Here is a 22,140-nt window from a genome sequence, read left to right as displayed (position 1 = left end):
CCTATGCGCCACCCCTGTATTGCGAAGCGGCTTGTCACATCAGACTAACGCAGATACCCCAATCGGGACATTCCTCTTAAGGTTTCATCAGCGTTCGGCGACAGTTTTTCCACGTTGGCCCGTATATCCGCTTAGCCGGTTCTAGAACGGCGAAGACGAACCTGACGAGGCTTGTAGATCCATGTCCCGCTTCCGTACCCAACTCCTTTCGACCTTGGCGGTCGGTGTCTTTGCCGTCGGCGTGGCGGCAGGCGCTTTCGCCCAGGACACGTCCCATCCGGCTCCGCCCCCGATGGCGATGGCGCATCAGCACCATCGCGGCGGTCCGTGGGAACATGTGGATGGCCGACTGGCCTTCTTGAAGGCCGAACTGAAAATCACTGCCGCCCAGGAAGGGCAGTGGAAGAAATTCGAGGCCGTCGTTCGCGCCGACGCCGAGGAAATGAAACAGAAGGCCGAGAAGTTCGAGGCCGAGCACAAGGCGCGGTGGGAGCAGATCGAGGCCGCCCGGAAGGCTGGCCAGCCGGTCGAGCGCCCCGCCCCGCCCTCGCTGACTGAACGCCTGGACCGCGCCGAGAAGATGGCGGCCGAACACGCCAAGCACATCAGCGAGATGAAGGCCGTGCTGGCGCCGCTGTACGCCAGCTTCACGCCGGAACAGAAGGAAAAGGCCGACACCATGCTGGTGCGGGCCATCGGACCGCATCATGGTCCGCATGGTTTCGGCGGTCATCACGGCTTCGGCGGCGGCCGTTTCGGTGGCCCCGGTCCCGGTGATCAGGGCATGCACGGCGGCCCCGGCCGTCCGGGCCCGGACGGTGATGACGACGGCGACATGCCGCCCCCGCCGGATCTGCCCGACGATGCCAACTGATCCTGACCGAACGGTTGGGACCATGTGAATGAAGACGGTGGCGGATCGTTGGGATCCGCCGCCGTTTTGATTTGTGTGTGGGGCATCTAGGCGCGGTTGGGCACCAGCGACACCAGGCAGGCGACGGCGCCGGGCACCGCCATCAACAGGAACAGCCAGTGGGCGGCCGACTGGCCGCCGATGATGCCGCCCGGGTCGACCAGGCCGGCGCTGTTGGCGATGACGCCGGACAAGGCGGCGCCAAGGGCCCCACCCAGGGACTGCATGGTGGCGATGGCGGCCGATGCCTTGTCCTGCTCCGCCTCCCCCGCCCGCTTCAGGACGCCCGCCACCAAATGGGCCCAGCACAGGCCCACGCCGCCGCCCATGGCCAGCATGGCCAGGATCGCGGGCAGCAGGGCCACCGGGCCGTCCCAGGCCTCGGAAGCTCCCAGCACGGGGGCCAGGGCCAGCGTCGCGCCCACTTCCAGCGCGCAGCCGGCGCTGATGGCCAGCACCGCCCGCCCACCGCTGAGCGTGCCGGTGAAAAAGGCGGTCAGCGTCCAGCCCAGCGCCACCAGCGCCACCAGATAGCCCGAGGCCAGCGGTGCCACGCCGTGCAGGGTCTGTAGGAAATAGGGGATGTAGACATCGCTGGAGACGGTGACGATCAGGCCGAACATGATGAGGTACAGCCGGGCGATAGGCTGGCCCAGCAGCACCGCCCCCTGGGGCAGCAGGCGGAGGGGGGCACGGCGTTCCACCACCAGCATGGCAGCGAACAGCGCCAGCGCCCCCCCCAGCAGCCCCGCCTTCAGGTCGCCGCGCTCTTCCGTTCCCGCTGTGCTGACCAGCAGCACCGCCGCCAGCAGCAGGCCGATTTGCACCAGGGGTGCGCGGGCGTCGGCTCGCTCATCCGCCACCCGGGGCAGCAGGCGCGGGGCGGAAACCGCCATGATCAAGGCTGGCGGTAGCAGGATGAAAAAGCCCCAGCGCCAGGCGGATCCATCGGCGAACAGGCCGCCGGCGGTGGGGCCCAGGAAGGTGGCCACCCCCCAGATGGCGGCATAGAGGGTCGAGGCCTTGCGCCACAGCGGCTCAGGATAGACATGCCGGATGAAGGCGTAGGCGAGTCCGGACAGCATGCCGGCCCCCAGGCCCTGCACCGTGCGCCCCAGCAGCACCACGGGCATGGACGGCGCCAGGCCGCAGACCAGGCTGCCGGCGCTGAACACCAATGCGCCCACGGTATAGACGCCGCGCAGGCCCAACGTCCGGGGCCGCAAGGCCACGAACAAGGAACCCAGCACCGCCGCCGCGACATACAGCGTGGTGACCCAGGCGAACAGTTCCAGCCCACCGATGTCGCGCACGACGGACGGCGCCACCGTGGCGGTGACATAGGTCTCCACCGCGAACAGGGTGACGCCGCCGCCCAGCATGAGGGTGCCGGGCAACAGCCTGGGGGAGAACAGCTGGAAGACCGAGACGGCCGGGGGCTGGGCCGGGGGCTGGGGCGTCTCGGCGGGGTCGGGTCGGGGATTCACGGACATGGGGTGGCTTTCCTCGCGGGCTTATCCTTGACCTGCCGGATGATTTTTTCCAAGTTATTAATTGGAAAATATGCCCGGCCCGGATTTAAGCAAGCTGAAACTTGGAATATGACCCGCCAGTCACCCGTGAACCGCATCCTGCTGCTGTTGAAGACGGAGGGGCCCCAGGCCACCGCGACCTTGGCCGCTGCGCTGGGCATCACCGGCGAGGCGGCGCGCCAGCAACTGTCGCGCATGGCCGAGGATGGCCTGGTGGTCAGCGTCGGCGAAGGGGCGGCTGGCCGGGGCCGTCCGCGCCAGCTATGGCACCTGACGGCGGCGGGTCATAACCAGTTTCCGGATGGCCATGCCGCGCTGACCACCACCCTGCTGTCGACCCTGGTGGCGCAGCTGGGCGCCGGCGCCCTGGATGCCGTCATCGCCGCACGGGAGGCGGAGACCCTCGCCCGCTATCGCGCCGAGCTGGCGGGCGCCCCAGACCTGGCCGAGCGCGTCCGCCGCCTGGCCGCCATCCGCTCGGCGGAAGGCTATATGGCCGACAGCTGGATGCTGGGTGACGGCAGCTGGCTGCTGGTGGAGAACCACTGCCCCATCTGCGCCGCCGCCACGGCCTGCGCCGGCTTCTGCCGGTCGGAACTGGAGACGTTCCGTGCCGTGCTGGGCGCCCAGGTGGAGCGGACGGAACACATCCCGAACGGCGCACGGCGATGCGCGTACCGCGTCGTGGGAAGTTAAGCCTACAGGCTGCTGAATTGAATAACCTTCAATTCACCACCACTGCGAATCTTCAGGTCATTGGTCAAGAACACATCGCATGCCGCCTCAATGGCGGTTGCGACGTGCAGCGCATCCATCAACTTCATCTGATATCCAGCCCCCATGCGGGCTGCGATTTCGATTGTCTGAAGTTTCACCGGCATAAGTTGGAATACATCCAGCTCATGGAAAAGCTGCCTATATCCATCGACGAGGGATTGGTTTTCGGTTTTATGCGCGCCGACCAGGCACTCACCCACCATGATTTCGCTGGTGATCAATGAAATATGGTTGGCACGTGCATGAGAGAAAACTTCGATGGCCTTCTGCTGAAGGGTTCCGCCAGCCTCCACGAAATAGATAATGATATTGGCGTCGACGTAGAGGCGCTGCGCTGTCAGCATGGATCAGCGATCGTCCCGGAAGTTCCGCACGCACGCATCAATGTCAGCCTGTGTCCGTGCACCGGCCGTTCGCACTCCCAACCCGGCAAGAGCCAGGAAGCGAGCTGTCCGCTCCCTCTCGTCAATGGATGAAGTGGCCGAGGAAGAGGATGCCGGCTCAACCGATTCCGTCAGCACGATGGTGAAAGGCTGATCGGGCGCCAGCCCGGCGGCACGTGCGACCTGAGGGAAGGTTCGTACCGTGACGCCCTCCATCACCCGCTTCATGCCGGTTCCTTTCGCCATCGCAACCTCTGAATAACATGGTATGGGGATTCTATGCCTAGGAGTAGGGGGAGTCAAACCTACCTCCCTAAAGGAAGTCGGCATTTTCCTTAAGGGATTTAACGCCGCCCGGCGAACCCTGAGAATACCTTCGCGTAGGCGTTCGGCGCCTGATCCTGGCCGCTGCAGTCGTTGCGCGCCTTGCCGTCGCCGGGGCAGGCGCCGCTGTCCCGGCCGGTCTGCCAGAACGACAGGCCGGCAAGGCCATGCTGGTTGGCGAAGGTGCGCAGCAGGGCGGCGTCGGCCAGGGTAAAGACCTCATCCCCCGCGTCGTTCTGGCCGATCATGGGCGTGGCGGCGATCATGGCCCAGTATTGGGCGTCCGTGCGGCCGGGCAGCAGGGTTGCCAATTGCTGGCGGACGTGAAGCAGCCCCCCCACGGACTGGGGCCCCATGCGGCCGGCGGACTTGCCGTCGCGGTAGTCCATGGTCATCAGGTTGACGACGTCGAAGCGCACACCGGCCGCCACCGCCGATCGCAGCACCGCCAGATCGATGGGGCGCATGCCCAGGTCCGGGCGCACCGCCAGTGTGAAGGACAGGTGCAGCACCTTGCCCGCCGCGTCCCAACGGTCCTGCAGGCGGCGTAATCCTTGAGTGCGTGCCGCGACGATGGCGGGACGCAGATTGTCATGCACGTCGCCATCCTCGGCATCGATGTCCAGATGGTCGATGCCCAGGCGGGTCAGTGCCGCGTCATACTGGTTGGCGATGGCGTCCGTGTCGGCGCAGCGCTCCGCCAGGTCGTCGGCGTTCCAGCCGCCACTGGACAGGATCACCGCGCCCCCGGCGGCGCGAAAGGCGGCCACCCGTTCCATCAGCCGCGCCTCGGGAATGGGCCAGCCGCCCTGGCAGGCGCCTTGGGCGTTGAAGAAGGCCAGCGTCAGGCCCTTCTGGCCGGTGGCCTTGGCCCAGGCGGCCAAGTCGGGGTCGTGGGTGAGATCGACATAGGGGGCGAAGCCCAGACGGGCGTCAGCCGCCTGCGCCGCCCCGGCTGCCAGCGCCAGGAGGATGGACAACGCCTGAGCCGCGCGCCGCGAGAAATGTCCCAACCCCATGCCCTTCCCTCCCGGATGCCCTTGATGGTCGGGCAACCGTAGTGGAGCGCGCGCGGCCCACGGCACCGGATATTCCGGCAATATCGTCATTTGAAGGTAATTGGGGGAAGGTGAAGGCGCCCTCCCCCTTTTACTTGGTACCCGGGGCGCGGAAGGTACCGCCGGCCTGCATGGCCAGCCACAGCACGCTGGCGTAGGCGGCCGTGGACTGGTCGATGGTGGGACGGTCGATCCGGTCCAGCGTGTCGTCGGCGGTGTGGTGGATGTCGAAGTAGGTGGTGGCGTCCAGCGACAGCTCCGCCACCGGCATGCCGGCCTCGGCCATAGGGCCCAGGTCGGAGCTTTCGCCCTCCCCATCGGCACCCTGGATGACGCGCAGGGGCTTCAGCGCCGCGGCCATGGTGGCGATGGCGCCCTCGGCATTGGCGTTGGACTTCAGCTTGAACTGCCAGACGGGGCCGATGCCCAGGTCGGCCTCGGTGCCCAGAACATAATGCGCGGCGTCGGCCGCGTGGGCCTTGCCATAGGCGGCGGCGCCGTAGGTGCCCTCTTCCTCCGCCGCGAACAGCACGATGCGCAGGGTGCGCTTGGGCTTTTCCGGCAGGCCCTTGATCAGCTTGGCGGAGGCCAGGGCGATGGCCACGCCGGCACCGTCGTCGATGGCGCCCGTGCCCAGGTCCCAGCTGTCCAGGTGCGCGCCCATCACCACGATCTCATCCGGCTTGTCCGCGCCCTTCAGGTCACCCACGACGCTGTAGGTGGTGATGGGATCCAGCAGGCCCACATCCAGCACCAGCTTCATCTTCACCGGTCCACGCTCGAGCAGGCGGTCGAGCTGGCCGGCGTCGATGGTGGAGATGGCGCCAGCCGGGATCTTGGCCACGCCGTCCTCATACCGCGTCATGCCGGTGTGGGGCGTGCGGTGGGCGTCGGTGCCGACGGAGCGGATGATGACCGCCGCCGCACCCTTCTTGGCCGCCGCCGCCGGGCCGGCGATGCGCATGGCCACGGCCTCGCCATAGCCGCTGCCGTCCTGAGTGCGGGCCATGGGCAGGGCGATGTAGGCGATCTTGCCGGTCAGCGAGCCGGCGGGCGCGGCCTTCAGGTCCGCCAGGCTGGCGAAGCGCACCACCTCGGCCTCGATGCCCTCCGGCCCGGTGCCCACACTGGCGCCCAGCGCCGCTACGGCCACCGGCTGCGGCATGGGGGCGATGATGCTGGCGCGTTCCAGGCCGCGCCGCCAGCCGGGCATGGGCACGGCCTCGGTGTGGACGTCCTGCAGGCCCATGTCCTTCATGGCCTTGACCGCCCAGGCCACGGCGGCGGCGTCGTTGGGCGTGCCGGGCAGGCGCGGGCCCACCTGGGTGGTCAGCGATTCCACTACCTCATAGGCGCCGCTGCCGGCTAGCGCGCGCTTCTGCAATTCCTTCACGCTGCTGAGCGCCGAGGCGGGAATGGTGGCCGGCCCCGCGTCGGCCCACGCCGCGGTGGCCAGAAGGCCCGCGATAACGCCCAGGGCAACGCCCGTGCTCAAGGCCTTGTTCTTCAATCCCAACACGCCCTTGTCTCCCATCCATCGCACTGTCCCGGGCGCGGCCCCCGCCATCGTCCCGGTCCATCATTGGATAGGAAACTGCCACGGCGTGAGCCCGAAAGGCCACCACCCAGTTGTCACGATGACATGTGTTTTTACAGGCTGGGTTCCAGCACCGGCGGCGCCTCGCTGGGCTGGAAGCTGCCCAGCGCGATGTGAATGCGCGTCCCCTCGCCCGGCAGGCTGTCCAGGGTCAGTTCCCCGCGCAGGGGGCCGGTCACCAGGTTATGCACGATGTGCAGGCCCAGGCCGGACCCGCCCGCCCCCTGCTTGGTGGTGAAGAAGGGCTCGAACGCCTGGGCCGCCAGGTCGGCAGTCATGCCCCGCCCGTTGTCGGACACGGTGACGGTGGCTTGGCCGCCCGGCGTACCCGCCACCTGGATATGGATGGCCGGTTGGTCCACCCCGTCGAAGGCATGGACCACGGCGTTCTGCACCAGGTTGGTCAGCACCTGGGCCAACTGCCCCGGCCGGGTGGGCACGATAAGGCCGGCTGGCCCCTCCACCGTGGCTGTCACCCCGTGGCCCTTCAGCAAGGGATCCAGGCTGACCAGCGTCTCACGCAGGTATTCCGTCAGGGGAATGGCGCGCGCCCGCTCACTGGTCTGGTCCACCGACAGCTGCTTGAAGCTCTGCACCAGGTCGGCGGCGCGGCGCAGGTTGCGGTTCAGGATCTCGCACTCATCCCGGGCCTGGGACAGGAACTCGTCCAGGTCGCCGCGGCGCAGGCGTTTCTCCGCCACGGCGTCGGCAAGGGATTCGACTTCCCCCTGCAGCTGCGAACCCAGGGTGACGGAGACGCCCAGCGGCGTGTTGATCTCATGCGCCACCACCGCCACCAGGTTGCCCAGCGAGGCCAGCTTTTCCTGCTGCACCAGTCGGGTCAGGGCGTTCTCCAGGTTGGCCAGTGTCTGCGCCGTTTCTTCCCGCGCCCGCTCCACCTCGCGGAAGGCGGCGGCGTTGGTGATGGCCACGGCGGCGAAGGCGGCCATGGAGCGCAAGGCCTCGACATGGCGGGGCAGCGCCGCCTCCGGCCGGCTGATACGCACCTCCACCACGCCCAGGCGGCGGCCGCCAACGCGCAAGGGGGCATAGAGCGCGGTATCGTCGGGGCCACTGCTGGTGGAGGCGCCCTCGGCCGCCCGCTGGTACAGCGGATCCTCCGGCGACAGCGGCCCCAAGTCCGTATCGGGCGTGCCGGCGGCGTAGACCAGGGATAGGCTGGAGGCCTCAGGCTCGGTGAACAGGGCCACGCGCAGGGCCGCGGCCGGCATCAGCTCCGCGACATGGGCGTGCAGGGCGCGGCAGATGGCCTCGCGCTCCAGCGAGGCGGACAGGTCGCGGCCGGCGTCGCCCACGCGGCGCAGGGTGGCGGCGGAGGCCGCCAGATCGGCCGTGCGCGCGTCCACCAGTTCCTCCAGCTCGCGCTGGCGGCGGCGGTGCCAGGCCAGGCGGGCCCAGACCGCCAGGGCCACGGCGCCGATGACGCTGGCCCCCGCCAGGATGCGGAACCACCAAGTCTGGTACCAGGCGGGCAGCACCGTCACGGGCAGCGACAGGGTCTGCGGGTTCCACTGCCCGTCCTTGTTGCTGCCCCGCACCAGCAGGCGGTAGTGGCCCGGGGCCAGGTTGGTGTAGACGGCGCGGCGCCGCTGCGCGTCCTTGTCCAGCCAGCCGCTGTCGAAGCCTTCCAGCATGACGGCATAGCGGTTGCGGTCGGGGGCGGAGAAGTCCAGCGCCGTGAACTCCACCTCGAACCCCCGATCGCCGGGATGCAGGATCAGGGGCAACCCCTCGATGGCGGCGGGCGGCACGCTCTGTGCTCCCACCCGCACGTCGGTCACCGCCAGGGGCGGGGCGAAGCGCCAGTCGGCGATGGCGTCGGGCGACACGATGGTCATGCCGCCATCGCCGGCGAACAACAGCTTTCCGTCCGGCGTCACGGCCGAGGCGTTTTCCCAATATCGACGGATCAGGGCGTTTTCCGCCGGGCCCAGCACGCGCACCGCCAAGCTGCCCACGTCGATGCTCACCAGCTCATCCGCGGTGGTGGCCCAGACATGGCCGTGGCCGTCATAGGTCAGGTTGTTGACGCGCAGGCTGGGCAGGCCGTTTTCCCGGTCCAGGGTACGGAAACGCGGCTTTCCGCCGTCATCACGTCCCTCCAGGATGGCGATGCCGCCTTGGGCGGTACCCACCCACAGCCGGCCCCGCCCATCCTCGGCCAGGCTGTTGATATAGTCATGCGGCAGGGAGCCCAGGTCGTTCTTGTCATGGGCCAGACGCTCCACCGTGCCGGTGGCCGGATCCAGGCGGTTCAGCCCGTGTTCCGTGCCGGCCCACACCGCCCCGGTATGGTCGACCGTCAAGGCGATGATGCGGTCGTCCACCAGGCTGGCGGGATTGGCCGGGTCGCGCCGGTACAGCGTCTTGATGCCATCGGCATCGACGCGTACCAGGCCGGAGAAGGTGCCCACCCAGGTGACCCCACCCGCCGTCACCACGCGGGAGATGTAGGGATAGGGGTTGGCGGTGGGCAGCGCCTCCCGATCCACCGTCCCCGTCACCTCGCCCACGCGGTAGAGGCCGCGCGGCGTGCCCGCCCAGATGTACCCTGGCGCGGCGCCGTCCCCGCCCGCGTGCCGGGCCATGGCCAGCACGTCCAGTTGCGGCAGGCTGTGTTCCGGATCGGCTTGCGCGCCGCCGGCCAGGATGCGGCGCACCTGGCGGGTCGCGGGATCGAACACCAGCACGGCGCCATCGCCGCCCAGCCACAGCGTGCCCTGGGGAGCCACGGCCACGCTCTTGATGGTGGGCAGGTCGCCCAGCGGCGGCCGGCCGTTGCCGGTGAACAGCGTCACCAGGGCGGCGTTGGTGGGGTTGTGTATGTCCAGGCCGGAGTCGCCGCCCGTCCAGATCAGGCCGGAGCGGTCCTTGAGGATGGCGCGTAGGGCGTTGCTGGACAGGGTGGCGGGGATGTCCGGCTCATGCCGGATGGTGTGATAGACGCCCTTGGCGACATCCACTTCGGCGATGCCGTTGCCCAGTGTCGCCACCCAGAGCACGCCCGGCCGCACCTCCACGGCACCCCGCATGGTGACGGCCGCCAGCGGCGGCTCCCCCTCGCCTTGCGGGCGGATGACGGTCAGAGCATGGTCGTGCGGGTCGTAGACGCCCAGGCCGCTGCGGTCGCCGCCCAGCCACAGGCGGCCGTCCGCCCCCTCCTCGATCTGCCAGATGCTGTCGGCCAGCAGGGCGCCGGCGGCGGGGGATGGTGTCACCACCGGCGGCGGGGCAAAGCGGTCGCCGCCGGCCGCGCGCACCACCAGCCCCTTGGCGGTCCCGGCCCACAGGGCGCCGGTGCGGTCCTGATGCACGGTGAAGACGGTGCTGTGGGGCAGCGCGTCGTCGCCAGGTGCCTTGCTTCCAGATGCCCCATCGCCGGGGCCTCCGCCCTTCACGCCCCTGTCGGCATGGCGGAAGCGCTCCAGCACCCGACCGTCGCCGTTCAGGTGATCCATGCCGCCGCGGGTGGCGACCCAGACGCCGCCGTCGCCGTCGTCGCTGATGTCATAGATGGTGGCGGCGCTGACGCCCGCAGGGCCGGGGGCGATGGTGCGGAAGCGTTCCGTCACCGGGTCATAGAGGGCCAAGCCGCCCACGTGGGTGCCGATCCACAGCCGGCCGGCGGGATCGACGTGCAGCGCGCGGATGACGCCGTCCGGCAGCGAGCCCGGCACCTCAGGATCCGGCTGGAACACCCGCATGTGATAGCCGTCGAAGCGGGCCAGGCCGTTGGTGGTGCCGATCCAGATGAAGCCGCGCTGGTCCTGCGCCAGGGAGAAGATGGTATCGCTGGGTAAACCGCGGCTGCGGTCGATATGCTCGAATGCCGTCTGTCCCAGCGCCTGCCATGGTCCAGGCTCCGCCCGCGCCGCGCCCCATGGGACGCAGGCGGCCCCCAGGGCGGCCAGCCACACCACAACGAACAAGGACACTACGCGCATCAGCACAACCACCAGGGTGACGGCAATCGCCGGAGTCACCGATACGGGTGGCCCGAACAATCCTGGATTTTATAGGAAAGGCGGCGCCGCGCCACAAAATCAACGATACCGGTTCCAATGGGTCCTGCGGCAAAGGGACTGTGCGAGGGTGGGGAACAGGCCTATTGTGGCGGCAACACAGGCTTGCGCCCCAGGGCGCGCCTACTGCGAGGAGCCGAGGGGCCGACCGTAATGAGTATCCAAAATACCGGCGCCGCAGACGCCATCCCCGGCCTTCGCGTCCTGGTGGCGGAAGACAATCGAGTGAATCGGGAGTTGATCCTGGCTGTCCTGCGCCGCCTGGGGTACCAGGCGACGGGCGCCGCCGATGGGGCGGAGGCCATCGCCCTGTTCGACGCCGCCGAAACACCCTTCGACCTGGTGCTGCTGGATCTCAACATGCCCGGCGTCGGCGGGGCCGAGGCCGCCCGGGAACTGCACGGCCGCCCCATCCCCGCCGGTCGCGATCGGCCCGTGCCCCTGGTGCTGATGACGGCCGAGACCGACGTCATCGACCACCTGACCACCGGCCTGTTCTCAGGCTACGTCGCCAAGCCCCTGGCCTGGAACGACCTGGACGCCCTGATCAAGCGGTTGGTGGCGTTGTCCTGAGGCGCTCCCTCAAGTGCCGGGGCGCCTCCGTCTCTTTTCACCAGACCTCCAATTTCACCAACCCTCTGTGCAACCGTTCCAAAACGGCACGGGCCCCCAGGAATGTCCTGGAGGCCCGCCCGTTTCCAGCGGGTTGGAGGTGCTGGTTCAGTTGACCAGTTCAGGCACCTTCTCTTCCGGCTTTTCCGACTGCGGCGGACGGGTGCCGCCAGCGACGTAGTCGAAGGACAAGGCGTCGTCCTTCACGGTGACGCGGACGGCGCCGCCCTTCACCAGCTTGCCGAACAGCAGTTCCTCCGCCAGGGGCTTCTTGATGTACTCCTGGATGGTGCGGCCCAGGGGGCGCGCGCCGTACAGCGGGTCGTAACCCTTCTTCGCCAGCCACTCGCGGGCCTCGTCCGTCAGTTCGATAGTGACGCCGCGATCGCTCAGCTGCGCCTCCAGCTCCATGACGAACTTGTCCACCACCCGGCCGATGATTTCCGGCGACAGGCCGGAGAAAGCGATGATGGCGTCCAGGCGGTTGCGGAACTCGGGTGTGAATAGGCGGTTGATCGCCTCCTCATCCTCGCCCAGCCGCTGCTCCCGGCCGAAGCCGAAGGCGGGCTTGGCCAAATCGGCGGCACCGGCATTGGTGGTCATGATCAGGATGACGTTGCGGAAGTCGACCGTCTTGCCGTTGTGGTCGGTCAGCTTGCCGTGGTCCATCACCTGCAGCAGGATGTTGTACAGATCCGGGTGCGCCTTCTCGATCTCGTCCAGCAGCAGCACGCAGTGCGGATGCTGGTCGATGGCGTCGGTCAGCAGACCACCCTGGTCGAAGCCGACATAGCCCGGGGGGGCGCCGATCAGGCGGCTCACCGTGTGCCGCTCCATGTACTCCGACATGTCGAAGCGGGTGAGCTCGATGCCCAAGGTGCGCGACAGCTGGCGCGCCACCTCGGTCTTGCCCACGCCGGTGGGGCCGGAGAACAGGTAGTTGCCGATGGGCTTTTCCGGGTCGCGCAGGCCGGCGCGCGCCAGCTTGATGGCGCTGACCAGGGTGTCGATGGCCTTGTCCTGGCCGAACACCATGGTCTTCAGGTCGCGCTCCAGGTTCAGCAACACCTCGCGGTCGTCGCGGCTGACGCTCTTCGGCGGGATGCGGGCGATCTTGGCGACCACCGCCTCCACGTCCTTGACCTGGATGGTCTTCTTGCGCTTTCCCGGCGGCAGCAGCATCTGGGCGGCACCCACCTCGTCGATGATATCGATGGCCTTGTCCGGCAGCTTGCGGTCGCCGATGTACTTGGCCGACAGCTCCACCGCCGAGCGGATGGCCTCACGGGTGTAGCGGACGTTGTGGTGCTTCTCGTAGTAGCTCTTGATCCCTTCCAGGATCTTCACAGCGTCATCCAGCGAGGGCTCGTTGACGTCGATTTTCTGGAAGCGGCGGACCAGGGCGCGGTCCTTCTCGAAGTAGCTGCGGTATTCCTTGTAGGTGGTGGAGCCGATGCAGCGCAGCGCGCCGCTGGCCAGGGCCGGCTTCAGCAGGTTGCTGGCGTCCATGGCGCCGCCCGAGGTGGCGCCGGCGCCGATCACCGTGTGGATCTCGTCGATGAACAGGACGGAGCCCTCGACCGCCTCCAGCTCCGACAGCACGGACTTCAGCCGTTCCTCGAAATCGCCGCGATAGCGGGTGCCGGCCAGCAGCGCGCCCATATCCAGCGCGAAGATGGTGGCGTTCTGCAGCACCTCCGGCACCTCGCCGTGGACGATGCGGCGGGCCAGGCCCTCGGCGATGGCGGTCTTGCCCACACCCGGGTCGCCGACGTACAGCGGGTTGTTCTTGGAGCGACGGCAGAGGATCTGGATGGTGCGGTCAACCTCCTGCCCGCGGCCGATCAGGGGATCGATCTTGCCGCTGAGCGCCTTCTTGTTGAGGTTGACGCAATAGGCCTCCAGCGCCTCGGTGCCCTTCTTGGGCGCCTTTTCACCGGCGGGCGGCTCCTCCTCCGATCCACTGACGCGCTTGGTCTCCGACCGGCCGGGCGACTTGGCGATGCCGTGGGAGATGTAGTTGACCGCGTCGAACCGCGTCATCTCCTGCTCCTGCAGGAAATAGACGGCGTGGCTCTCCCGTTCGGAGAACAGGGCGACCAGCACGTTGGCGCCGGTCACCTCCTCCCGGCCGGAGCTCTGGACGTGGATGGCGGCGCGCTGCAGCACCCGCTGGAAGCCGGCCGTGGGCTTGGCGTCCTCGGACCGGCTGGAGATCAGGTTGCTGAGCTCGTTGTCCAGGTACTCGCCCAGTTCGACGCGCAGCTTCTCCACGGTCACGCCGCAGGCGCGCAGCACGGCCAAGGCGTCCTGGTCTTCGGTGAGAGCCAGCAGCAGGTGTTCCAGGGTCGCGTACTCGTGCCGACGCTCATTGGCGTAAGCTAGGGCCCGGTGCAGCGTCTGCTCGAGATTACGCGAGAGCATGCCTACTAATCCTTCTCCAAGGTGCATTGCAGGGGATGCTGGTTCTGGCGCGCGAAATCCATCACCTGGGTCACTTTCGTTTCCGCCACCTCGTAGGTGAACACGCCGCACACGCCGACGCCGCGGCGATGGACATGCAGCATGATCCGCGTCGCTTCCTCCCGATTCTTCGAGAAGAAACGCTCCAGGATGTGAACGACGAACTCCATGGGAGTGTAGTCGTCATTCAACATCAGGACCTTGTACATGGAGGGCTTCTTGGTCTTGGGCTTGGCCTTGACCACGACACCGGTGTTGGTGCCGTCGCCGCCAGTGCCGCCCTCATTTCCCTGACTATCGAACTCCGTCATGGCCTTCCAGGTACGTGTCTCTCGGGGTGGTCATCCCAGGAATAATATGAGATCGCGGCGGGCCGTTGGAAGACCCCTGGTAACCTTATTCATGCCTGGGGTGCGATTGCCGCACGGAAATCACCCGGACGCAAGCGAACCGTGTGCCCCGCAACGGCGGTGGTCACAGCGGGCAAAATAAAACCCGGTGGGCGCGGGCCCACCGGGTTCGTCAGCATCGGCGATGTCGCCGGGCCGCACGGGCGCGGCCCGGGCCGTCACTCAGGCCGCCAGGCGCGGCTTGCCGAACTTGGTCACGACCGCGTTGACGCGGGCGGAGATGGGCTCGATCGCCTCGTTGGCCAGCTTCACCGACAGCTCGGAGGTCTTGGTGGCCTCGCTGACCAGGGTGTCGAAGCTGGTCTTGGCGAATTCGGACTGCAGGTCCACGGCCTCGCGCAGGGTCTTCACGGCCAGCAGAGCCTTGGTGGCCGACACGCTGCTCTCCAGCGAGGACTGGGCGTAGGCGACGAAGGACTTGGACAGGCTTTCCAGGCCCTTGGCCAGGACGGTGGAGGACAGCACCAGGGCGTCGACCGTCTCCTTGTTGAAGGCGGTCAGTTCCTCATACGCCTCGAAGGCCTTCTTGCTGGCCTTCTCGACCTGCTCCTTGGTGAGGGCGACGGCCTGCTCGTAATTCTTGGTTACGGTGTCCTGCGCGGCGGCCACGGTGGTCTCGGCCGTCTGCTTCGTGGCGGCAGCGGTGTCCACGGCGGCGTCGGTGACGACCTTCTTGGCACGCGCGACGGTAGCGGTGGGGGCGGTAGTATTCGCGGTGGTCATATCAGTGCTCCTTCCAATGATCGCTAATGATCCATCGGCCGCCCGATGCGGCCCGTACCCGGGTCAGGCAAACCGGCATCGGCCGGGTGGCGTGCCTGCGGCGGACAGCCCATTTCGCGGCACCGTCATGTTGCGTCGCAGCACGATGCCTTATCTGGACCCGGAAAAGGAGTTTGTCAACCCGTTTTTGTGCACCGCAAAAATTTCGTCACACGGGATTGGTGCTTCGCATACGGGGGTAATGCGTGGCTTTCAAGCGTGAAATCGACCTTCATAGGCCAAACCGGCTAGTCACCGCCGCGCCGGAAGGCATGTTCATGTTGCGCTGCAATATATCATATGAATGGGCGGGCCTTCCTCGCCCGGGGTAGTGCGCAGCCCGGAGTCGCAGCGTGTCATGTAAAGGCGGCAATCAAGAACCGTGCATCCTTCGTCCTTAACCGTATTTTCAATACTGGACAGCGAATCATCGTGCCTTTACTTTTATCGCCACCAACGACATGGCATCGGCGGAAGGGGCAGTTCACCGTGACCCATTGGAATCGCTCGAACCTGGCACGACGCCCGGGTTTTGCCGCCCGGCGCTTGCGCTGGGCCGCCCTGGCCCTCCTGGCCTGCTGGGCCCTGGCGCCGGTGAGCGCTTTCGCCAAGTACGCCGCCATTGTCGTGGATGCGGAGACCGGCCAGGTCCTGCACGCCGCCGGTGCCGACACCCAGAATTATCCGGCGTCCCTGACCAAGATGATGACGCTGTATTTACTGTTCGACGCGCTGGACGCCGGCCGCGTCACCTTGGATACGCCCTTCAAGGTATCCGCCCACGCGGCCGCCCAGGCGCCCAGCAAGCTGGGCCTGGACGCGGGCGACACCATCCGCGTGCGCGACGCCATCCTGGCGCTGGTCACCAAGTCCGCGAACGACGTGGCGGTGACGGTGGGCGAGAACCTGGGCGGCAGCGAGCCGCGCTTCGCCCAGATGATGACGGCCAAGGCCCGCGCCCTGGGCATGAGCCGCACCACCTTCCGCAACGCCTCCGGCCTGCCCAACACCGGCCAGGTCACCACGGCCCGCGATCTGGCCCGCCTGGCCCAGGCGCTGATCCACGACCACGCCAAGCAGTACACCTATTTCAAGACGGCCAGCTTCACCTACAACGGTGAGACCATGGCCAACCATAACCACCTGATGTCCCGCTACCCGGGCATGGACGGCATCAAGACGGGGTTCATCAACGCCTCCGGCTTCAACCTCGTCGGCTCCGCCGTGCATGACGGCCGCCGCCTGATCGCCGTGGTCATGGGCGGCAGCAGCGCTGTGTGGCGCGACAACCGCATGGCCGACCTTCTGGACGAGGGCTTCGCCACCAAGTCCGGCGAGGTGCTGACGGCCGAGGCGCCCATCCGCGCCCCGCGCGGCCGCGACGCTGTGCAGATGGCCAGCGCCGATACGGCTGATAGCCAGGACAGCGCCACCTCCGAAGGCGACGAGGATGAGGCCGATGAGGCCCCGGCGCCCAAGGCCATGAAGGCGACCACGGGTGTCCGGCTGGCCAGCGCCGCCGGCAAGGCTGCCAAGGCCGTCGGCAAGGCGGCCGAAAGCGTCGCCGACCACACGCTGCTGGCAGCACCGGCCGAGGCGGCGCCCGCCGTGGCCACCGGCGCCAAGGGCAAGACCATCCCGGCGGGATGGAGCATCCAGGTGGGCGCCTACAACGACCGTGCCGCCACCCAGGCCGCCATCGCGCGCGCCACGCAGAAGGGCAAGGGCCTGCTGAACGCCGCCGTGCCCAATGTGGTGGAGGTATCGTCCGCCAAGTCCACGCTGTACCGCGCCCGCCTGGCGGGCCTGAGCGAGAAGAACGCCCGGGCCGCCTGCGTCCAGCTGCGTCGCCAGGGCCAGGGCTGCATCACCATCGCCCCCGGCGCCAGCTGATCCCTTCCCCGGTGTCGCAGGCCCCTCTTGCGGCGGGCGGTGACGCCGCCCCGTCCCCCTTGGCCCCCTCCCTTCTGGCCCTGGCCCGCCAGCGGCGCGAGCCGTGGTGGGCTTTCCTCGGTGGCCTGGTCATCGTGGCCTTGGGCGCCATCCTCATCGCCGTGGTGCTGGTGAAGGTGCCGCAGTGGGCCCACCTGGACCGGGCGATGAAGCGTGATGAGGGGCTGCGCGCCGTCGTCGAACTGCTGACGATGCTGGGCAGCGTTGCCGCTGCTCTGCTCCCCTTGGCCCTGGCGGTGCGCTGGTTGCACGGGCGCCCGCTGCGCAGCCTGCTGTCGCCCCTGCCCGGCCTGGATGTGGGCCTGGCCCTGCGCTCTGCCCTGCTGTGGGGCGGGCTGGTGCTGCTGGCGGTCGTGACCAGCGGCCTGATCGATGTCTGGAACGGGGAGCCCTTCGCCCCTGGCGGCCAGCCCTGGCCCCAGGTGCTGGCCTTCGCGGCCGCCACCGGCTGGATGGTCGTGCTGCAGGTCACGGCGGAGGAGGCGCTGTTCCGCGGCTACATCAGCCAGGGCCTGTACGCCGTGACCGGCAGCGCTTGGGTTACCGCCCTGCCCGTCGCCCTGTTGTTCGCCGGCCTGCACACCCAATCCTGGGGCAACGCCGTGTGGGACCAGCGCGCGCTGTATTTCACCATCTCGCTGCTGCTGTCGGCGGTGACGGCCCGCGCCGGCCGGCTGGAGGCCGCCATCGGCATCCACCTGGGCCAGAACCTGACGGCCATTTACGTCATGGGCGTGCTGGGCCCACCCTTCCCTTCCCTGTTGGGCGTGGGCGCGCCGGAGAGCAAACCGGCGGGCCTGGAAGACGTGGCCGGCGTCCTGATGACCATGGGCGCGCTGGCGGGCCTTTACTGGTATCTGGGCGTGCGCCGGGGCTGGGTGGTGCGGAAATAAACAAAAGGGCCGCGACCCGTCAGGATCGCAGCCCTTCCCTAAACGCGCATGCTTGGGATCAGAAACCTTCCGGCGCCTGGATGCCGCTCTGGCTCAGCTGGTCGCGGATGCTGCCCTTCAGGCGTTCCAGGCCGGCTTCGCTGAAGGCCTCGGCGCGGGCCACCAGCACGTCCTGGGTGTTGGAGGCGCGCAGCAGCCACCAGCCGTCCTCGGTCTTCACGCGGACGCCGTCGATGTCGTTGACCTCGATACCCTTGCCCGCCAGGGCCTTGGCGCGGGCCACGATCTCCTCCACCGCCTTGAACTTGCGTTCCTCATCCACCTGGAAGCGGACTTCCGGGGTATTGAACACGGGCGGCAGGACGGACTTCAGCTTGGCCAGGCTGCCCTCGCGGCTGACGAGGCCGGCCAGGCGCACGCCGCAGTAGGGCGCGTCGTCGAAGCCGTAGTACTTGTCGGCGAAGAAGATGTGGCCGCTCATCTCACCGGCCAGGGGGGAGCCCGTCTCGGCCATCTTGGCCTTCAGCAGGCTATGGCCGGTCTTCCACATCAGGGGCTTGCCGCCGTTCTTGGCGATGTCGTCGTACAGCGTCTGGCTGGACTTGACGTCGGCGATGATGGTGGCGCCCGGGTGGCTTTTCAGCACGTCGGCGGCGTAGATGGCCAGCAGCTGATCACCCCAGATGATGTCGCCATGCTCATCCACGGCGCCGATGCGGTCGCCGTCGCCGTCGAAGCCGATGCCGATGTCCGCCTTATGGGTGTGGACGGCGTGGATCAGGTCTTCAAGGTTCTCCGGCACGGTCGGGTCGGGGTGGTGGTTGGGGAAATTGCCGTCCACCTCCTCGAACAGCAGGATGTGCTTGCCGGGAAGCTTGTCGGTCAGGCGGCGCAGGACATGGCCCACGGCGCCGTTGCCGGCGTCCCACACGATGGTCAGGTCGCGGGTGCCGTCATAGTCGGCTGCCAGGCGGTTGATGTAATCCTCGCTGACGTCCAGCTTGCGGGAGGAGCCGGCGCCCGTCGCCAGATCCTGGCCGTGGACCAGGCGCCCGATCTCCTGGATCTGCTCGCCATACACCGGGCCCTTGCCCAGCATCATCTTGAAGCCGTTGTAGTCCGGCGGGTTGTGCGAGCCGGTGATCATCACGCCGGCGTCCAGTTCCAAGTGCCGCACGGTGAAGTACAGCATGGGCGTGGGGCCGAGCCCAATGCGGATGACCTCCAGGCCGGTGGACATCAGGCCCTCGACGCAGGCCTGCTCCAGCTCCGGCGAGGACAGGCGGCCGTCATAGCCGATGGCCACGCGGGTGCCGCCGGCGCGCACCACCAGGGTGCCGAAGCCTTGCCCGATGGCGCGGGCGTCGTCCGGGCCCAGGGTCTTGCCGATGACGCCGCGGATGTCGTACTCGCGCAGCACCGTGGGGTGGAACCGATGATTAGCGGTCATGACTTGCACCTGCTCCCTTGCTGCTTTGACTTATCGACGCGCCGGACGGCCGATGGACGTGTAGGTGAAACCGGCGGCGCTCATATCGTCAGGATTGTAGATGTTGCGTAGGTCGACCAGGACCGGCGCCTTCATGGACCGGCGAACCCGGTCCAGATCCAGCGCGCGGAATTCGTTCCATTCGGTGATGATGGCCAGGACGTCGGTGTCCTGGATGGCGGCATAGGCGTCGGCGCACCACACCACCCCTGGCAGCAGATGCTCCGCCTCCTGCATGCCGGCGGGGTCGTAGGCCTGGACCGTGGCGCCCAGACGCTGCAGTTCCGGGATGATGTCCAGCGACGGCGCGTCGCGCATGTCGTCGGTGTTCGGCTTGAAGGTCACGCCCAGGATGCCGATGCGCTTGCCCTCCACGGTGCCGTTGGCGGCGGCCACGATGCGGCCGGCCATGGACTTCTTGCGCTTGTCGTTGATGTCGATGACCGTCTCGACGATGCGCAGGGGCGATCCCACGTCGGCCGCCGTGCGGGCCAGCGCCAGCGTGTCCTTGGGGAAGCACGAGCCGCCGTAGCCGGCGCCGGCGTGCAGGAACTTGCGGCCGATGCGGCCGTCCAGGCCGATGCCCTTGGCCACGTCGTGGACGTTGGCGCCCACCTTCTCGCACAGATCCGCCACCTCGTTGATGAAGGTGATCTTGGTGGCAAGGAAGGTGTTGGCCGCGTACTTGATCAGCTCGGACGTTTCCAGGCTGGTCATGACGATGGGCGTCTCGATGAGGTAGAGCGGCCGGTACAGGGCCTTCATCACCGCCCGGGCACGATCCGATTCAGCGCCGATTACCACGCGATCGGGGCGCATGAAGTCGGCGATGGCAGCACCCTCGCGCAGGAACTCGGGGTTGGAACAGACGTCGAAGTCCAGGCCGGACCGCGTCTCCCCGATGATGCGCGCCACCTCGCGGCCGGTGCCCACGGGCACCGTCGACTTGGTCACGATGACCGTGTAGCGGTCGGGATCCAGCGCCAGCGCCACTTCCTGGGCGGCGGCATAGACATAGGACAGGTCGGCGTGGCCGTCGCCCCGGCGCGACGGCGTGCCCACGGCGATGAACACGGCGTCCACGCCCTTGACGGCGGCGGCCAGATCCGTGGTGAAGCTGAGGCGGCCCGCCTTGGCGTTCTTGGCCACCAGATCGTCCAGCCCCGGCTCGAAGATCGGGATCTCGCCCCGGTTCAGGCGCTCGATCTTGCTGGCGTCCTTGTCGACGCAGACCGTGGTCACGCCGAACTCGGAAAAACAGGCGCCCGAGACCAAGCCGACGTAGCCTGTTCCGATCACCGCAATGCGCATACCGATCCCCTATCGTCACGTAGTCCCGTTTCCCGCGCCCAGTATAGGCCGTGTGGGCGTGCCACAGGCAGGGGCATCGGGATCAGGGGCGGCGCCGGCGACTGGGCCGGACCGCGCCCTTATTTAAGGCGACATGGCTGTGTCGCGCATGTGACCTTTTAGGGTCTTTCCGATTTGAATTAAAGCCCCGGGACAGCCCCTAAATTTCTGTCGGGGCGCGTGAATCGGCGGCCCGGGCAATTAACCCGGGCCAGCCCCCGCTCAGAGCATTTCCTTGAGGGCGGCGCGCACCTTGGCCGCCATGTCGGGGCGTTCCAGGGCATAGGCCACGTTGGCGAGGACGAAGCCCAGCTTGTCGCCGCAGTCGAAGCGCTTGCCCTCGAAGCGGAAGCCGTGGAAGGGCTGCGTGCCGATCAGCTTGGCCATGGCGTCGGTCAGCTGGATTTCGCCGCCGGCGCCGGTCTCGAACCGTTCCAGGTGATGGAAGATTTCCGGCTGCAGGATGTAGCGGCCCTGGATGGACAGGGTGGACGGGGCGGCGGCCGGATCCGGCTTTTCCACCAGGCCCTTCACCTCGGCCAGGCGACCATCGTCCTTGCCGATGTCCAGGATGCCGTACTTGTTGGTCTGCTCGCGCGGGACCTCGAACACCGACAGCAGGTTGCCGCCAACCTGGCTGTAGGCGTCCATCATCTGCGCCAGGCAGGGACGGTCGCCCAGCACCTGCTCATCGGGCAGCAGCACGGCGAAGGGCTCGTCGCCGATGAATTCGCGGGCGCACCATACGGCATGGCCCAGGCCCAGCGGTTCGGACTGGCGGACGTAGGCGATCTTGCCGCTGTCGATCTGGATGTCCTCGACCACCTTCAGGAGGTCGAGCTTACCGCGATTCTTCAGCGTCTGGTTCAACTCATAGTTCAGGTCGAAATGGTCCTCCAGCGGGGTCTTGCCGCGGCTGGTGACGAAGCAGAACATTTCGATGCCGGCCGCCTTCGCCTCATCCACCGCGTGCTGGATCAGCGGCTTGTCGGCCAGCGGCAGCATTTCCTTCGGTATGGCCTTGGTCGCCGGCAGGAATCGCGTGCCCAGACCAGCAACCGGAAACACCGCTTTGCGTACGCGCTTGACCATAGACCGACCCCTGGAGTTCAAGCCCCGGATTATCCGGGGGATTATTGGAATTGGTGGGTGGGACGCCCGATTCCGGACAGCCCCGTCCGTTCGGCCCTTCTGCCACATCGACATCCAGACACGCAATCAAGCTGACGAGACTTTCTGACGCTTTCGTGGCAAGAAAAAGCGCCATTCCAGCCCATCATGGCCTATGCCGGTGTCTATATCCATGGTCGGGGTCGGCGCCCGTTGGTTGGATGAATCTCCCCTCCAAACGATAACTTTCGCCTCAATCACACCTAAATCCGTTGCTTAAATTAACCAACCCAAGTCAAATCAGCGTGACAGGGCCGGGCGGAATTTGTAGTAGTTTAGCTTAAAGTTTGGTGCCTCAATATTCCCGAACCGGGTCTGTTCATCCATACGGCGGCTGGTTTCTGTCACCAGGCAGACGCTAAAGCCGTCGCAGACGTGCCTACCGCAGGTAAACAACCCTACCGCACGTAA

Annotated in this window: 17 protein-coding genes; 5 read left to right on the top strand and 12 right to left on the bottom strand. The window is 67.4% G+C overall.

The genetic code is table 11. The features are described 5' to 3' along the window. Window positions 1-214 precede the first annotated feature (214 nt). Window positions 215-874, top strand: a complete 660-nt coding sequence (locus Y958_RS07400) for a Spy/CpxP family protein refolding chaperone (RefSeq protein WP_186291106.1) — start codon at window positions 215-217, stop codon at window positions 872-874. An 86-nt stretch (window positions 875-960) separates the two neighbouring features. Here Y958_RS07400 and Y958_RS07395 read toward each other — a convergent pair whose 3' ends face one another. Further along, window positions 961-2,406: an MFS transporter gene (locus Y958_RS07395; RefSeq protein ID WP_088871487.1), complete on the bottom strand. Its 1,446-nt coding sequence runs from the start codon at window positions 2,404-2,406 to the stop codon at window positions 961-963. A gap of 108 nt (window positions 2,407-2,514) precedes the next feature. Here Y958_RS07395 and Y958_RS07390 point away from each other — a divergent pair, with 108 nt between their 5' ends. Beyond that, window positions 2,515-3,141, top strand: a complete 627-nt coding sequence (locus Y958_RS07390; RefSeq protein WP_088871486.1) for a helix-turn-helix transcriptional regulator — start codon at window positions 2,515-2,517, stop codon at window positions 3,139-3,141. Between the two features lie 2 nt (window positions 3,142-3,143). Here Y958_RS07390 and Y958_RS07385 read toward each other — a convergent pair whose 3' ends face one another. From Y958_RS07385 to Y958_RS07365, 5 genes are all read right to left on the bottom strand, one after another. After that, entirely contained in the window at window positions 3,144-3,566 is a 423-nt protein-coding gene (locus Y958_RS07385) for a type II toxin-antitoxin system VapC family toxin (RefSeq protein ID WP_088871485.1), read from the bottom strand. A 3-nt stretch (window positions 3,567-3,569) separates the two neighbouring features. Next, entirely contained in the window at window positions 3,570-3,851 is a 282-nt protein-coding gene (locus tag Y958_RS07380) for a hypothetical protein (protein WP_145727826.1), read from the bottom strand. Between the two features lie 98 nt (window positions 3,852-3,949). Next, window positions 3,950-4,948 carry a glycoside hydrolase family 18 protein gene (locus Y958_RS07375; RefSeq protein ID WP_186291105.1) on the bottom strand — a complete coding sequence of 333 codons (999 nt, stop codon included), beginning with the start codon at window positions 4,946-4,948 and terminating at the stop codon, window positions 3,950-3,952. A 130-nt stretch (window positions 4,949-5,078) separates the two neighbouring features. Further along, a complete protein-coding gene (locus Y958_RS07370) occupies window positions 5,079-6,506 on the bottom strand; it encodes a M20/M25/M40 family metallo-hydrolase (RefSeq protein ID WP_186291104.1) in 1,428 nt (475 codons plus the stop codon). Between the two features lie 131 nt (window positions 6,507-6,637). Then, window positions 6,638-10,549, bottom strand: a complete 3,912-nt coding sequence (locus Y958_RS07365; RefSeq protein WP_145727825.1) for a two-component regulator propeller domain-containing protein — start codon at window positions 10,547-10,549, stop codon at window positions 6,638-6,640. Window positions 10,550-10,780: 231 nt separating this feature from the next. Between Y958_RS07365 and Y958_RS07360 the strand changes: the two genes are divergently transcribed. Further along, window positions 10,781-11,200: a response regulator gene (locus Y958_RS07360; protein ID WP_186291103.1), complete on the top strand. Its 420-nt coding sequence runs from the start codon at window positions 10,781-10,783 to the stop codon at window positions 11,198-11,200. A gap of 147 nt (window positions 11,201-11,347) precedes the next feature. On the opposite strand, the gene clpA is transcribed toward Y958_RS07360, so the two are convergent. From clpA to Y958_RS07345, 3 genes are all read right to left on the bottom strand, one after another. Further along, window positions 11,348-13,663 (bottom strand): ATP-dependent Clp protease ATP-binding subunit ClpA, encoded by a 2,316-nt coding sequence (clpA, locus tag Y958_RS07355; RefSeq protein ID WP_088871479.1) that lies wholly within the window; start codon window positions 13,661-13,663, stop codon window positions 11,348-11,350. 5 nt (window positions 13,664-13,668) lie between these two features. Beyond that, a complete protein-coding gene (gene clpS, locus Y958_RS07350) occupies window positions 13,669-14,013 on the bottom strand; it encodes an ATP-dependent Clp protease adapter ClpS (protein ID WP_040843733.1) in 345 nt (114 codons plus the stop codon). A 261-nt stretch (window positions 14,014-14,274) separates the two neighbouring features. Then, the gene (locus tag Y958_RS07345; RefSeq protein WP_088871478.1) at window positions 14,275-14,835 is read right to left on the bottom strand and encodes a phasin family protein; all 561 of its coding nucleotides are present in this window, start codon (window positions 14,833-14,835) and stop codon (window positions 14,275-14,277) included. A gap of 528 nt (window positions 14,836-15,363) precedes the next feature. Between Y958_RS07345 and Y958_RS07340 the strand changes: the two genes are divergently transcribed. After that, complete coding sequence (locus tag Y958_RS07340; protein WP_244909222.1) at window positions 15,364-16,767, top strand: D-alanyl-D-alanine carboxypeptidase family protein; 1,404 nt, start codon at window positions 15,364-15,366, stop codon at window positions 16,765-16,767. Between the two features lie 11 nt (window positions 16,768-16,778). Continuing rightward, a complete protein-coding gene (locus tag Y958_RS07335) occupies window positions 16,779-17,720 on the top strand; it encodes a CPBP family intramembrane glutamic endopeptidase (protein WP_145727824.1) in 942 nt (313 codons plus the stop codon). A 58-nt stretch (window positions 17,721-17,778) separates the two neighbouring features. Here the strand turns inward: Y958_RS07335 and pgmG are convergent, their stop codons facing one another. The 3 genes from pgmG to galU all read right to left on the bottom strand — a co-directional run bounded on the left by pgmG (window position 17,779) and on the right by galU (window position 21,651). Continuing rightward, window positions 17,779-19,170 (bottom strand): phosphoglucomutase/phosphomannomutase PgmG, encoded by a 1,392-nt coding sequence (gene pgmG / locus Y958_RS07330; protein ID WP_088871475.1) that lies wholly within the window; start codon window positions 19,168-19,170, stop codon window positions 17,779-17,781. A 30-nt stretch (window positions 19,171-19,200) separates the two neighbouring features. Continuing rightward, on the bottom strand, window positions 19,201-20,520 hold the full coding sequence (locus Y958_RS07325; RefSeq protein ID WP_088871474.1) for a UDP-glucose dehydrogenase family protein: 1,320 nt from the start codon (window positions 20,518-20,520) through the stop codon (window positions 19,201-19,203). A gap of 261 nt (window positions 20,521-20,781) precedes the next feature. Then, entirely contained in the window at window positions 20,782-21,651 is an 870-nt protein-coding gene (gene galU, locus Y958_RS07320) for a UTP--glucose-1-phosphate uridylyltransferase GalU (RefSeq protein ID WP_088871473.1), read from the bottom strand. Window positions 21,652-22,140: the final 489 nt, after the last annotated feature.

This window comes from Nitrospirillum viridazoti CBAmc (genome assembly GCF_000730165.1).
Taxonomy (GTDB): domain Bacteria; phylum Pseudomonadota; class Alphaproteobacteria; order Azospirillales; family Azospirillaceae; genus Nitrospirillum; species Nitrospirillum viridazoti.
Note: the sequence above shows the minus strand (reverse complement) of the source record. Positions and strands in the feature narration are given on the sequence as shown.